We start from the raw sequence: 12,973 nt of genomic DNA, 5'->3' as shown, positions 1-12,973 counted from the left end.
TATTGACCGCCACGCAGCTTAAAAAAATAAGAGATACATTTTGACTGACTTTACCCAACGGTTAGCGCGTTTAGCGCAAAACCCAGATGCATTAAAGGGGATTGGCCGCGGATTGGAGCGCGAGGCATTACGCATTACGCCAGCAGGCCATTTAGCGCAGACGGCGCATCCAGAGACACTTGGATCCGCGCTGACACACCGTTGGATCACGACGGATTTTGCTGAATCACTGTTGGAATTTATTACGCCTGTTAACACGTCGGTGAAAGGGATGCTGGATGAGTTGCAGGATATCCATCGCTTTACCTATCAGCAAATGAGTGACGAACAGTTGTGGCCTATGTCAATGCCGTGCGTGGTGGCATCCGAAGACGATATCACCTTAGCGCAATACGGCAGCTCAAATATTGGGCGGATGAAGACCTTGTATCGCCAAGGGCTCAAGCATCGCTATGGCAGTGTGATGCAAGTGATCTCAGGGGTGCATTTTAACATCTCTTTGCCTGAGACATTTTGGCAGCATCTGTACCACTCAGACACGGTAAGCCAAGCGTCAGTCACCCAAGGTTACTTTGATCTTATTCGTAATTATTATCGCCATGGTTGGATGATCCCTTATCTATTTGGTGCGTCACCTGCGTTATGTGGCTCGTTTATCAAGCATGCGCAAAGCCAGTTGCCCTTTGAGCATATGCCGTCAGGTACGTGTTACTTACCCTATGCAACGTCGCTGCGCTTGAGTGATTTAGGGTATACCAATAATGCGCAAGCGGATCTGAAAATTGGTTTTAACACCCTAGAACAATACCTTGAAGGTTTAAGAAGCGCGATTCGTACTCCCTCACAGGCGTTTGCCAAGCTAGGTATTCGTGATGGCGATACGTATCGTCAGCTCAACACCAATGTGCTGCAAATTGAAAACGAGCTCTATGCGCCTATACGCCCCAAACGGAATGCCGACAGCGGTGAAAAGCCGACCGAAGCGCTTGAGCGAGGCGGTGTCGAGTACATTGAGGTGCGCTCTTTGGACGTCAACCCATACAGCCCGGTGGGGATTGAGGAGGATCAGATCCATTTTCTTGATCTCTTTGTCTCCTGGTGTGCGTTATCGCCTTCTGAGCCGATGACCGACCCTGAACTCAATTGCTGGCGTGACAATTGGAACAAGATTGTACTCGAAGGCCGCAAACCAAGATTAACCCTAACAACAGGATGTGAGGGCGAGACCCTGACGCAAGCAGAGTGGGGGTTACAAGTGATGGGTGAGCTTAAGCAGTTGGCGAAAGTCATGGATCGCGCGGTCGACGACCATCGCTATGAAACCGTATGTGATAAAATGATCGCCTGTTTTGATAACCCAGAACTCACGCTATCTGGTCGTGTTCTGGCAGACGTGATCGCGCAAGGCGGTATCGGCGGCCTAGGGCTAGGCCTTGCCCGTGACCATAAAGCGGCGCTAGCGGATGTGTCTTACAAGATCCACAGTGATGCCGAGTTTTTACAAGAAGCCAAAGAGAGCGTCGCGCGTCAAAAAGCGGTCGAAGAAAGCGATACACAAAGCTTTGAAGCTTTTTTGAATGCTTATTTTAAAGACGTGCCCATGGCCGAAAGCTGGTAATTGGACGGACGACGATGAGCAGGAAGCGCTTTTTCCGTCATATTGGCGCATTTTTCACCGTGGTGATGGTATCAGGATGTGCCACGCCACCACCGGATAATCCCAATAACCTCTGTGAGATTTTCGACCAACACCCAGATTGGTTTGAAGCAGCGGTTGAGATGGAAGCGGATTGGGGAACGCCCATCCAAGTGCCCATGGCGTTCGTCAAGCAAGAGAGCGCGTTTGTGCATGATGCCCTGCCACCCCGTGATTATGTGTTAGGCATCTTGCCGTGGGGGCGTGTTAGCAGTGCCTATGGCTATGCGCAGGCGCAAGACCCGGCTTGGTCTGATTATCAAAAAGCCACAGACAATGGCGGCTCCCGCACTGACTTTGCCGATGCGTTGCAGTTTATTGGTTGGTATACCGATGCAACCTACCGCCAACTCGGGGTGTCTAAATGGGATGTGTATCGCCAGTATTTGGCTTACCATGAAGGTAGAGGTGGATTTCAGCGCGGCTCGTTTGAGGGGAAACCCGGGTTAAAACGCGTGGCGCGTAAAGTCGAACAACAAGCAAAGGACTACGGTTGGCAGCTAAAAGGTTGCCGACAACGACTCGAGGATAATCTGAGCTGGTGGCCATTTTAAGGGGCACTGCGAGGAATAAAGGAGGTAAGATGCCACTACTAGATAGTTTTACGGTTGATCATACACGTATGCATGCGCCAGCAGTGCGGATCGCCAAAACGATGCAAACACCCAGCGGTGATACGATTACCGTTTTTGATCTTCGTTTTTGTCGCCCTAACGAAGAGCACTTGACGGAAAAAGGGATCCACACGCTCGAGCACCTGTTTGCCGGCTTTATGCGTAAGCACCTTAACAGCGATAAGGTCGAGATCATTGATATCTCTCCTATGGGGTGTCGTACTGGCTTCTACATGAGCCTGATTGGGGAGCCCCAAGAGCCTGAGGTGGCGAAAGCATGGGAACTGGCGATGGAAGATGTGCTGGTTGTGCCATCGCAAGACAAGATCCCTGAGCTCAACGAGTATCAATGCGGGACGTATGAGATGCACTCACTCAGCGAGGCAAAAGATATCGCGCGAGCCATCATAGATGCAGGGGTGACCGTGAATAAAAACGATGATCTTTCCTTACCTGAGTCCATGCTACAAACGTTGCGCGTTGACTAGTGCGCCACTGTCTTGAACGTTAACGGCAGTCCTTATTGGGCTGCCGTTTTTCTTGGTATTCATGGCTTTCTCCCTTTTTTGTCTTGATTGCTAGATAAATGCCTGGGAAGTGTAGGCTTTGTTGCATCTTTTTTGCCTCATCAAGCACGCTTCTCGCTTTTCTCGCTGCGTCCGTGCACGGGTTTCGCTAAGCTGACACTGACTTGGAAACAAAAAGGCTGTGGGATAAAAGTGAGTTTACGCACCAGACACCTAAATGACGCGATCCGTTTTTTCCGTTGGTTGACTGGGCTCACCTTGCTGATGGTGATGTCCAGTGCCCACGGATCACTCAATGGCTTTTGGTCTTACGATGAGTACCTTGCCCTGCACCCTGAGCAAAAAAGCTTAACCACCGAATTGGACGCTCAGGTACAAGCAGAGCCGGTGCCTTTTTTAGGTGCCATGGAGCCAATAAAAATCTCTGTGGTGGTGCCAGGCGAGCAAATATCCGATTACTGGCAACGTAACGTACGTGCCTTCGAGCGGCGGCTGAATGCACTTAATATCCCTTACCAGCTCCAACAAGTCACGACGCGCCCCAATACCGATATTCGTGAACAAAGTGCCTCGTTGTATGCGGCGCTGCGTGATGGGGCCGATTACCTCATTTTTACCTTGAACAGTGTGCGCCATCGTAAGTTTATTAACCATGTGTTATCCCAGAACAAAACCAAGCTTATTTTGCAAAACATCACCACGCCCGTAAAAGCGTGGCAAGATAATCAACCATTCTTATATGTGGGGTTTGATCACCAACGTGGTAGCCGTGCATTGGCAACCTATTACCAAGAGCGATATCCTGAAGGCGTGAATTATTCGGTGCTTTATTTTTCGCAAGGTTATGTCAGTGATGCACGGGGAGATACCTTTATTGAAGCCATGAGCTCGCACGCTGATAGCAACTTGCTGTCTGCCTATTACACCAAGGGTGACCGAGAGTCGGGTTACCAGGCGGCCAAAGCGATGCTAAACAATAATCCAACGCTCGACTTTATTTATGCGTGTGCAACCGACGTCGCGTTTGGCGCTGTCCAGGCCCTCGATGAGCTAGGCCGTGACACGGTTGGACTCAATGGCTGGGGAGGTGGCTCAGCAGAGCTTGACGCGATTGCCGCCGGTCAACTTGATGTGACTGTGATGAGAATGAATGATGATACAGGTATCGCCATGGCCGAGGCGATCAAACGTGACATTGAGCATCAACCTGTGCCTGTGGTCTATTCTGGGCGGTTTGAAGTGGTCACTCGCTACGATGATCCCAAGCGAATAGAGGCACTTAAGAAAAAAGCATTTAGGTATTCGGACTAAAAAATGGCCATATCGGGATCGCCGAAGCTGTCACTGTCTCAATTACTGACCCGTTTGATTGTGGTCTTCTTCCTCTTTGTGACGGCCGGGGTGTATATACAGAGTTATCAGCTGACGTTGGCGGGGATTAATCAAGAAATCACCCGCACGCTGACGCAGACGTCTCGCCTGTTGCAAAATGTGTTTGATAGTCGCCTGACCTCGTTGCAAATTCATCAAAATACCAATGCGGCGAGTGTGACACTGCAGTCAATGGTGGCGAATGAGAACAGCGCGGCGTTGGATGACTATTTTATCGAACAAGAGCAACAAGACGTGGCCAACACCCCCGATTTCCGCTTTATCGCCAAAGACGATCGGGTGCTGTGGCATGACGGTAGCAGCCTCTTTCATGGTATTGATCGTGAGCAGTTAGAGCAGCTACGCCTCCAGTTAAGGGGGATTAATCGGTGGGCGTTAACCACCATCACCACAGAGATGGAGCAGAGCTACCTGTTAATGCGACGCACACCGATTGTGTTTCAATCTAACGGCAAGTTGGGGGGCTACTTATATGTGGTGGTGATGCTTAATGGCAACTTCTCGTTTGTCAAAAGTTTGCAGCGCGCCAGTGGCACGCAAGCGGTGTGGTTGTCTGCAGATAATGTCACTCTCGCTTCGACGCTGAGCAGCAACGATGAGATTGGTCGCGACCTTACGCTGCCCTCGCCAGGAGAGAGCCAGGCGTTTCGCCACTATTTGGTGAGCCAAGCCAAGTTACGCATCGCCGGTGAGCCTTCAAAAATTGCTCTGTTGTCGGCACAGCAAAATGACAATGTGGTGGCACTGCAACGGCAAATGGGGATTAACCTGCTGCTGACCACGATGGTGATTATCGTGGCAGCGATCTGGGTTAACCGATTTGTGCAAACGCGCATCGCGGATTCATTGGAAAAATTGATGCGTTATACCCAAGGCGCGCGCTCGCGACAGCGCACCTTGCCTTTTGCGGGCTCGGATATTGAAGAGTTTAACCATATCGGTAAGACGCTGGAGTCCACATTTGATGCCTTGTATGAAAAAGAGCGCTCCCTACAAGACCTGTTTGACTATGCCTTGTCGCCCATCATCGTTTGGGACACCCACTTTGATATCACACGTATTAACCCCGCGGCCAAACTAAAGCTTAACTATGACGAGCAAATCCATGCCTCTAGTTGGCTCTACGACCAGTTTATGTATGCGATTACCCCTCACCTACAACGCGCATTAAACGGGACGATTTTAAAAGGGGTGAATATCGAGATTGATCGTCGAGTTTACCGTTGGAACTTAGCGCCGTTAATGGTCGACAACCAAGTGAAAGCGGTGATTGGGCAGGGGCAAGAAATCACTTCTTTGATTGAGGCGGAGCAACAAAGCCAACGCGCTAAAGAGGCGGCAGAAGCCTCTGCCCGTGCCAAGTCTGAGTTCTTGGCTAAGATGAGCCATGAAATTCGAACGCCGCTCAATGGTATCTTAGGTATAACCCAGATATTGAGTGATAAGGCGAAAGAAAAAGAGCAAAAAGAGCTGCTAGGGAGTCTCTATCAAAGTGGTGAGCACTTACTTACTGTGTTAAATGATGTGCTTGATCTTTCCAAAATTGAACAAGGAAAGATGACTATCGAGCACGGCGACTTTTATCTGCACGACATGATTCGCACGGTTGAGAATATCTATACCCCGATTTGTGAGAGCAAACAAATTGCATTGACCATTGATGCTCCCGTCGCCGATGACACCATGGTGTGCTCTGATCAATCACGTCTGACTCAGATCCTGTTCAACTTGATGAGCAATGCGGTGAAGTTTACCCATGTTGGCAAGGTGGGGATGACCATCAAATTAGTCGAGTCGGGTGAGCAAACACGCTTACATATAGAGGTTAGTGACACGGGGGTGGGGATGAACCAACAAGCGCTATCATCCTTGTTTGATCCCTTTGTACAAGCCGATTCCAGCGTCACGCGCACATACGGAGGCAGTGGCTTGGGCTTATCTATCGTGAAAAGCTTACTCGACTTGCTCGGGGGAGAGATTGATGTGACCAGTGAGCCGGATAAAGGTAGCCGCTTTATGGTCACTGTGCCTGTGGCTGTGACACACGCTAAACCGGCGCAAACCGTAGAGGCCGACCCTTTTGACCCCGCGTCTTTGGGCATAGAGCGGTTGCTGCTGGTCGAGGATAACAAAATCAATGCCATGGTGGCTCAAGCCTTTTGCAAAAAATACCAGATTGATGTTGATTGGGTAAAAGATGGGGAGCAGGCCCTCGAGCGTCTCCAACAAGCGCATTATGATCTGGTATTAATGGACAATCATATGCCGAAGCTTGGCGGCATTGATGCGACAAAAGCGATTCGTAAAACGTTGGGCCTCGATGTCCCCATTTATGCGTGCACGGCCGATGCGTACGGTCACGTTCATGAGGCTTTTTATCAAGCAGGTGCCGACTATGTGATTGTGAAACCGATCAAAGAGGCCAGCTTTATTGAAGCATTACGGCATTATACCTGTACGGAAAACAGCTCTTCATGATGGCAGTGGTAACGGGCGATCAGGTGATGGCCTAAAAAGGGCCAAGCACAAAAAAGTGGGGAGTACCCCACCTTTTTTGTGCGTTAATCTCATGGCATGGCTTTTTCAGCGTGCTAGTGCCGTGATATGGCTGATGCGAAGGTGCCCAACTAGCTGTTTACACTCGCTTGTGGTTGCTTAGCCGGCAACACCTTCACTTGCTTAATCATATTGTCTGCGACATCGACAATTTCAATATGGTGGCCATCAATCTCCACGCTTAAGCGGTTGTTAGGGATATCTTCCAAATGTTCGAGGATGAGCCCATTGAGGGTGCGCGGCCCATCGGTTGGTAAAGCCCAATTAAGGCTCTTATTCAAGTCGCGAATATTGGCGCTGCCCTCAATCAGATACCCACCGTCGGTCAATGGTGTGATTTCTTCTGCCAAGCTTGGAGACAATGATGTTGTAAATTCACCCACGATCTCTTCGAGAATATCTTCCAAGGTCACCAAACCTATCATGTCGCCATATTCGTCAACGACCAAACCAATACGTTGCTTATTGCGCTGGAACTTCAGCATTTGCACGTTCAGTGGTGTGCCTTCAGGAATGAAGTAAACCTCGTCGGCGGCACGAAGCAGCGTTTCTTTGTTAAATTCGTTTTTCTCAACCATTAAGCGGTACGCTTTGCGCACGCGCAGCATGCCAACGACTTCGTCGATGGTGTCGCGATAGAGTACCATCCGTCCATGCGGAGCATGAGTGAATTGGCGCATGATCGACTTCCAGTCATCATTGATATTGATCCCGGTGATTTCATTACGGGGTACCATAATGTCATCCACGGTCACTTCTTCTAGCTCAAGAATCGACAGCAGCATATGCTGGTGACGGCGAGGGATCAGACTCCCTGCCTCATTAACAATCGTGCGCAGCTCCTCGGTGCTTAAGCTGTCTTTGCCATCCGCCTTGGCGCCTAATCCCAGTATCCGTAAAAAGCCATTGGTAATAAAGTTCACCAAGCTGACCAACGGATAGAACACTTTCATCAGAATGGTCAGTACAAAACTGCTGATAAAAGAGACCCGTTCCGGGTAGAGGGCGGCGAGGGTTTTAGGGGTAACCTCAGCGAAGACCAAAATCACCATCGTCAGTACCCCGGTGGCGATCGCAATACCGGCATCGCCATAAAGACGCAACCCCAATACGGTCGCGATTGACGAGGCAAGAATATTTACCAGGTTATTGCCGATCAGGATAAGCCCAATCAATCGGTCTGGCCGAGTGAGCAGTTTTTCGACCCGCTTAGCGCCGCTATGGCCTGATTTAGAAAGGTGGCGTAACCGGTAGCGGTTAAGGGCCATCATGCCTGTCTCAGACCCGGAAAAATAACCGGAAATGACGATAAGCAATACCAAAAGGGAAATTAAAATTCCCGTCGATATGTCGTCCAACGAACTGTTCCTTACGTTTGTTTTAAAATCAGAGCCTATGCTCGAGTGTATACTACCGTCACGCGCTGGGGCCGGTTGCCCTCTGTGATGCGCGCGCTGCCTTAACCCGCGATCAGAATCTCACGGACAAAACGGCTGCCAAAATAGGCTAAAGTGAGTAGAAAAGCGCCCACAATACTAAACCAGACCACCCGGCGTCCACGCCAGCCTGATTGATAATGCCCCCAAAGGAGAACGCCATACACGACCCAAGCGGCCATAGAAAGGAAGGCTTTGTGCGCTTTCCCTTGCGCGAACATATCATCGACAAAAATAAATCCTGTCATTAGAGTGAAGGTTAATAGTACCTGACCCACCAAAATGATGTTGAAAAGCTGTCTTTCCACCATCATTAAAGGAGGGACATTGTGATTAATGACCTGGCGTTTTTTATGTTTGAGTTGATAATCCAACCAGGCCAACTGCAGCGCATAGAGCGTAGCGATCATCAAGGTTGAATAGGCGAACAGCGCCAGAAAAATGTGCAATAGCACCTCTGGGTGCGATTCGAGATGGGTAATAAAGGCACCGGGCAGCAGGGTCGCGCTCGCCAAGTTTAGCCCAGCGAAGGCATAAACCACCGGGAGCAAGAACCACAGCCGCAATCGAAAAATTAGCCCTGTGGTCATCATCGCAATGATAAAACTCACCAAGGAGGCGACGTTGAGCATGCTAAGATTCTGTCCTGTGCCGGATAAAATCAGGTCTTTTAACAAATAAGCATGCAGCGCCAGCGCAGCCACGGCGGTGAAAAAGACCGGCTTCGCACTAATTTGATTGTTGCTGGACAAGCCGGGGATGATCTGCAAAATGGCGGCCAGATAAAGCATTGATGCGAATAAGGCTGTCAGAATTTCCATCGTCACCGATCAGTCAGTTAATCAATAAGAATGAAGGTGTGAGTATACCTTGCCTCAATCTTCGTCGCTATCGATACATGCAAGCGATGGGGGGATTGCGGTATAATCTCAGTAATTTCGCGACAGCGATTGCACCCAGATGAAAAATCATGGGCCAATAGGACGAGTGGGCGAGTAACGCATGTTTGAAAACTTATCAGAACGTTTATCCCGGACGCTCAAAAATGTGAGCGGCCGTGGTCGGTTAACGGAAGACAATATCAAAGAGACCCTACGCGAAGTGCGTATGGCGCTGCTGGAAGCCGATGTCGCGCTCCCTGTGGTTCGTGATTTTGTCAAACGCGTCAAAGAACGCGCCGTTGGCATTGAAGTGTCTAAAAGCCTGACCCCAGGGCAGGAATTTATCAAGATTGTCCAAGCCGAGTTGGAAGCGGTGATGGGCGATGCCAATGAAAAATTGGATCTCGCGGCCCAGCCGCCCGCAGTGATTTTGATGGCAGGCTTGCAAGGGGCGGGTAAAACCACCAGTGTGGGCAAGCTGGGTAAGATGCTTACCGAGCAAGAAAAAAAGAAAGTCTTGGTGGTGTCTGCGGACGTGTATCGCCCTGCGGCGATTAAACAGCTGGAAACCTTGGCGGGTGAAGTCGGGGTGGATTTCTTCCCCTCGAGTGCTGACCAAAATCCCGTTGATATTGCCAAAGCGGCGGTTGATCACGGCAAGCTGAAGTTCTACGACGTGGTGATTGTCGATACCGCGGGTCGCTTGCACGTTGACGACGCCATGATGGACGAGATCAAGGACGTTCATAGTGCGGTCAACCCAGTAGAGACCTTGTTCGTGGTTGACGCGATGACAGGTCAAGATGCGGCAAATACCGCCAAAGCCTTTAATGACGCGTTGGCGTTAACGGGTGTGGTATTGACCAAAGTTGATGGTGATGCCCGTGGCGGTGCGGCATTATCGGTGCGCCATATCACCGGCAAGCCGATCAAATTCCTGGGTGTGGGTGAAAAAACCGACGCACTGGAGCCTTTCCATCCTGACCGGGTGGCATCCCGTATCTTAGGGATGGGCGATGTCTTGTCGCTTATCGAAGATCTCGAGCGTAATGTCGATAAAGACAAAGCCGAGAAAATGGCCAAGAAGTTTAAGCAGAAAAAAGGCTTCGACTTGGCCGATTTTCGCGACCAGCTTGAGCAGATGAAGGGCATGGGTGGCATGATGGGCATGATGGATAAGTTGCCTGGGATGTCGAATGTGCCCGACAACGTGAAAGATAACGTTGATGATAAAATGTTCTTGCAGATGGAAGCGATCATCAACTCGATGACACCCCGTGAGCGCCAGCGTCCAGAAATTATCAAAGGGTCGCGTAAAAAGCGGATTGCTGCGGGTTCAGGTACCCAAGTACAGGACGTGAACCGTCTTCTTAAGCAGTTTACCCAAATGCAGAAAATGATGAAGAAGATGCAAAAAGGTGGCATGCGCAACATGATGCGCCAAATGAAAGGCATGATGCCACCGGGTGGTGGCCCAGGTGGGCCTGGCGGATTCATGGGCTAATCAGATAGCGGACTTGCCTGTCAGCCCAGTGCTGGCAGGCAGATCAACTCGCTGTGAGGCTTGGGACAACTGGTGGAAATTTGACTAAACCAGTTGCATTCACAGCAATAAAGAGTAAAATTCCCGAGCTTTATTTTGGCACGAGGCCCCGCATTGCTTACGCGAAACGGGGCCAATTTTATTAAGTAATGCAAATGAGGACGATATGGTAACCATTCGTTTGGCACGTCATGGCGCGAAAAAACGCCCATTTTATCAAATCGTTGTAGCTGACAGCCGCCAGGCGCGCGACGGTCGCTTCATCGAAAAAATCGGTTTCTTTAACCCTGTAGCTCAAGGCCAGGAAGAGAAACTACGCCTTGACCTGGATCGCGTAAACCACTGGGTTAGCGAAGGCGCAACGGTTTCTGACCGTGTGGCTAAGCTAGTTAAAGACGCCGCGAAAGCAGCGTAAGTCTCCAGTGTCAGGGTTAAAAGAAGAAATGAGTGAGCAAGATACTATCGTGGTTGGCAAGCTAGGCGCGTCATACGGTATTCGTGGCTGGCTCAAGATTTTTTCTTACACTGAAGAAGCTGAGAGCATTTTTGCCTACTCTCCTTGGTTTATCCAGGTGCGCGGGCAGTGGCAACGTTTCGAGTTAGAAGACTGGAAACGCCACAACAAGGGGTATGTTGCCAAGCTCAAAGGGCTGGATCAGCGCGAAGACGCGCAGATGCTGACCAATGCTGAGATTGCAGTAGGGACTGAGTCGCTGCCTGCTTTATCAGATGAAGAGTTTTATTGGCGTGAGCTGTTTGGCATGGACGTGGTGAATGCGAAAGGCTACCACCTCGGTACGGTGACTGACATGCTCGAAACCGGCTCTAACGACGTACTTGTCGTCAAAGCCAACCTCAAAGATGCTTTTGGCAAAAAGGAACGCTTAATTCCGTTCCTTGAAGAGCAGGTTATCAAGTCAATTGATCGCACTGCTCAACGGATCGAAGTTGACTGGGATCCTGGTTTTTAAACTCCAACGGTAAGCGAGCGGAAATATGTGGGTTGGCATTATTAGCCTGTTTCCTGAAATGTTCCGAGCGGTCACTGATTTTGGAGTCACGGGCCAAGCGGTAAAAAAAGGGCTGTTAAACGTCGAAACGTGGAATCCGCGTGATTTCACCCACGACAGACACCGTACGGTTGATGATCGACCCTACGGCGGTGGCCCCGGTATGTTGATGATGGTTGAGCCGTTGCGCGATGCTATTCACGCTGCCAAACATGCCGCAGGCGATAAAGCGAAAGTGGTTTACCTCTCTCCGCAAGGGCGCAAGCTCGACCAAGCGGGGGTTGAATCACTGGCTAGCAATGACAAACTTATTTTGATTTGCGGCCGGTATGAAGGGGTAGATGAGCGCATTATTCAAACCCATGTAGACGAAGAATGGTCAGTGGGAGATTTTGTGCTCAGTGGGGGCGAGCTGCCCGCAATGACGCTGGTGGACGCGGTTGCTCGGTTTGTACCGGGTGTACTCGGCGACATGGCGTCAGCAGAGGAAGACTCCTTTGCTAACGGGTTGTTAGACTGTCCACACTACACACGTCCAGAAGTGTTAGACGGGTTGGGGGTACCAGAGGTGCTAAAATCCGGCAATCACAAGGACATTCGTCGCTGGCGATTAAAGCAATCGCTAGGTCGCACTTGGCTACGACGACCAGAGCTCCTGGAAAACCTAGCTCTGACTGACGAACAGGAATCACTACTTGCCGAGTTCATAAAAGAACACCGTGCAAGTGCCGAATCAAATTGAGTTTCAGTTTATTCTAGGGTTATAAACAATGAGTAACATCATCAAGCAGCTCGAAGAAGAGCAAATGAAAAAAGACCTGCCTGAGTTTCAAGCAGGTGACACTGTCCTGGTACAGCTTAAAGTAAAAGAAGGTAACCGTGAGCGTCTGCAGCCATATGAAGGTGTGGTTATCGCTAAGCGCAACCGTGGTCTACACACTGCATTTACCGTACGTAAAGTATCAAGCGGTGAAGGTGTAGAGCGTACTTTCCAAATCCATTCGCCAGTTATCGACAGCATTACTGTTAAACGTCGCGGTGCAGTACGTCGTGCCAAACTGTACTACCTGCGTGAGCGTTCTGGTAAGTCAGCTCGAATCAAAGAGCGTCTTAACAAGAAGTAATCGCCCTCGGCGTTTATTGCTCAAAAAGCCCGTCCACTTGGACGGGCTTTTTTATTGTCCTCAACTAACCGCTTAACCGCTCTTACAACCGTTTATTCGGCCATGCGACCACTCACCGACAAAGCAGATGAATGTGGCGGCCATGTAGGCAAAATGACATCTGTACCCTACTAAAAGATTGACAGCTTAGCTGC

Annotated in this window: 12 protein-coding genes; 10 read left to right on the top strand and 2 right to left on the bottom strand. The window is 50.0% G+C overall.

What is annotated here, in order from left to right; genetic code table 11:
* Window positions 1-40: 40 nt before the first annotated feature.
* The 5 genes from gshA (at window position 41) to EHW58_RS04045 (ending at window position 6,707) form a co-directional block, all read left to right on the top strand.
* Complete coding sequence (gene gshA / locus EHW58_RS04065) at window positions 41-1,618, top strand: glutamate--cysteine ligase (RefSeq protein ID WP_152794924.1); 1,578 nt, start codon at window positions 41-43, stop codon at window positions 1,616-1,618.
* Between the two features lie 14 nt (window positions 1,619-1,632).
* Window positions 1,633-2,250: a hypothetical protein gene (locus EHW58_RS04060; RefSeq protein WP_152794922.1), complete on the top strand. Its 618-nt coding sequence runs from the start codon at window positions 1,633-1,635 to the stop codon at window positions 2,248-2,250.
* Window positions 2,251-2,279: 29 nt separating this feature from the next.
* Entirely contained in the window at window positions 2,280-2,798 is a 519-nt protein-coding gene (gene luxS / locus EHW58_RS04055) for an S-ribosylhomocysteine lyase (protein WP_046074117.1), read from the top strand.
* Window positions 2,799-3,101: 303 nt separating this feature from the next.
* Complete coding sequence (locus EHW58_RS04050) at window positions 3,102-4,148, top strand: substrate-binding domain-containing protein (RefSeq protein ID WP_152795094.1); 1,047 nt, start codon at window positions 3,102-3,104, stop codon at window positions 4,146-4,148.
* A 3-nt stretch (window positions 4,149-4,151) separates the two neighbouring features.
* Complete coding sequence (locus tag EHW58_RS04045; RefSeq protein ID WP_152794920.1) at window positions 4,152-6,707, top strand: LuxQ periplasmic sensor domain-containing protein; 2,556 nt, start codon at window positions 4,152-4,154, stop codon at window positions 6,705-6,707.
* A gap of 149 nt (window positions 6,708-6,856) precedes the next feature.
* On the opposite strand, the gene EHW58_RS04040 is transcribed toward EHW58_RS04045, so the two are convergent.
* Window positions 6,857-8,143 carry an HlyC/CorC family transporter gene (locus tag EHW58_RS04040; RefSeq protein WP_046074119.1) on the bottom strand — a complete coding sequence of 429 codons (1,287 nt, stop codon included), beginning with the start codon at window positions 8,141-8,143 and terminating at the stop codon, window positions 6,857-6,859.
* A gap of 101 nt (window positions 8,144-8,244) precedes the next feature.
* Window positions 8,245-9,042: an inner membrane protein YpjD gene (locus EHW58_RS04035; protein WP_152794917.1), complete on the bottom strand. Its 798-nt coding sequence runs from the start codon at window positions 9,040-9,042 to the stop codon at window positions 8,245-8,247.
* Window positions 9,043-9,223: 181 nt separating this feature from the next.
* Here EHW58_RS04035 and ffh point away from each other — a divergent pair, with 181 nt between their 5' ends.
* From ffh to rplS, 5 genes are all read left to right on the top strand, one after another.
* Entirely contained in the window at window positions 9,224-10,606 is a 1,383-nt protein-coding gene (gene ffh, locus EHW58_RS04030; protein WP_046074121.1) for a signal recognition particle protein, read from the top strand.
* Window positions 10,607-10,811: 205 nt separating this feature from the next.
* Window positions 10,812-11,060: a 30S ribosomal protein S16 gene (rpsP, locus tag EHW58_RS04025; protein ID WP_046074122.1), complete on the top strand. Its 249-nt coding sequence runs from the start codon at window positions 10,812-10,814 to the stop codon at window positions 11,058-11,060.
* A 28-nt stretch (window positions 11,061-11,088) separates the two neighbouring features.
* Window positions 11,089-11,616, top strand: a complete 528-nt coding sequence (gene rimM, locus EHW58_RS04020) for a ribosome maturation factor RimM (RefSeq protein WP_077666533.1) — start codon at window positions 11,089-11,091, stop codon at window positions 11,614-11,616.
* Window positions 11,617-11,641: 25 nt separating this feature from the next.
* Entirely contained in the window at window positions 11,642-12,397 is a 756-nt protein-coding gene (gene trmD, locus EHW58_RS04015; protein WP_046074124.1) for a tRNA (guanosine(37)-N1)-methyltransferase TrmD, read from the top strand.
* Between the two features lie 28 nt (window positions 12,398-12,425).
* Window positions 12,426-12,779 (top strand): 50S ribosomal protein L19, encoded by a 354-nt coding sequence (rplS, locus tag EHW58_RS04010; RefSeq protein ID WP_046074125.1) that lies wholly within the window; start codon window positions 12,426-12,428, stop codon window positions 12,777-12,779.
* The last annotated feature ends 194 nt before the right edge of the window (window positions 12,780-12,973 follow it).

The organism is Salinivibrio sp. VYel1 (genome assembly GCF_009377945.1).
Taxonomy (GTDB): Bacteria; Pseudomonadota; Gammaproteobacteria; order Enterobacterales; family Vibrionaceae; genus Salinivibrio; species Salinivibrio siamensis.
This window is presented reverse-complemented; position numbering and strand designations above follow the sequence as displayed.

What these genes read in the sequence shown, in the direction of transcription:
- trmD (WP_046074124.1), top strand. Translation starts at nt 11,642, where the DNA reads ATGTGGGTTGGCATTATTAGCCTGTTTCCTGAAATGTTCCGAGCGGTC.
- luxS (WP_046074117.1), top strand. Translation starts at nt 2,280, where the DNA reads ATGCCACTACTAGATAGTTTTACGGTTGATCATACACGTATGCATGCG.
- EHW58_RS04060 (WP_152794922.1), top strand. Translation starts at nt 1,633, where the DNA reads ATGAGCAGGAAGCGCTTTTTCCGTCATATTGGCGCATTTTTCACCGTG.
- rimM (WP_077666533.1), top strand. Translation starts at nt 11,089, where the DNA reads ATGAGTGAGCAAGATACTATCGTGGTTGGCAAGCTAGGCGCGTCATAC.
- EHW58_RS04050 (WP_152795094.1), top strand. Translation starts at nt 3,102, where the DNA reads ATGGTGATGTCCAGTGCCCACGGATCACTCAATGGCTTTTGGTCTTAC.
- rpsP (WP_046074122.1), top strand. Translation starts at nt 10,812, where the DNA reads ATGGTAACCATTCGTTTGGCACGTCATGGCGCGAAAAAACGCCCATTT.
- rplS (WP_046074125.1), top strand. Translation starts at nt 12,426, where the DNA reads ATGAGTAACATCATCAAGCAGCTCGAAGAAGAGCAAATGAAAAAAGAC.
- ffh (WP_046074121.1), top strand. Translation starts at nt 9,224, where the DNA reads ATGTTTGAAAACTTATCAGAACGTTTATCCCGGACGCTCAAAAATGTG.
- EHW58_RS04035 (WP_152794917.1), bottom strand. Translation starts at nt 9,042, where the DNA reads ATGGAAATTCTGACAGCCTTATTCGCATCAATGCTTTATCTGGCCGCC.
- EHW58_RS04045 (WP_152794920.1), top strand. Translation starts at nt 4,152, where the DNA reads ATGGCCATATCGGGATCGCCGAAGCTGTCACTGTCTCAATTACTGACC.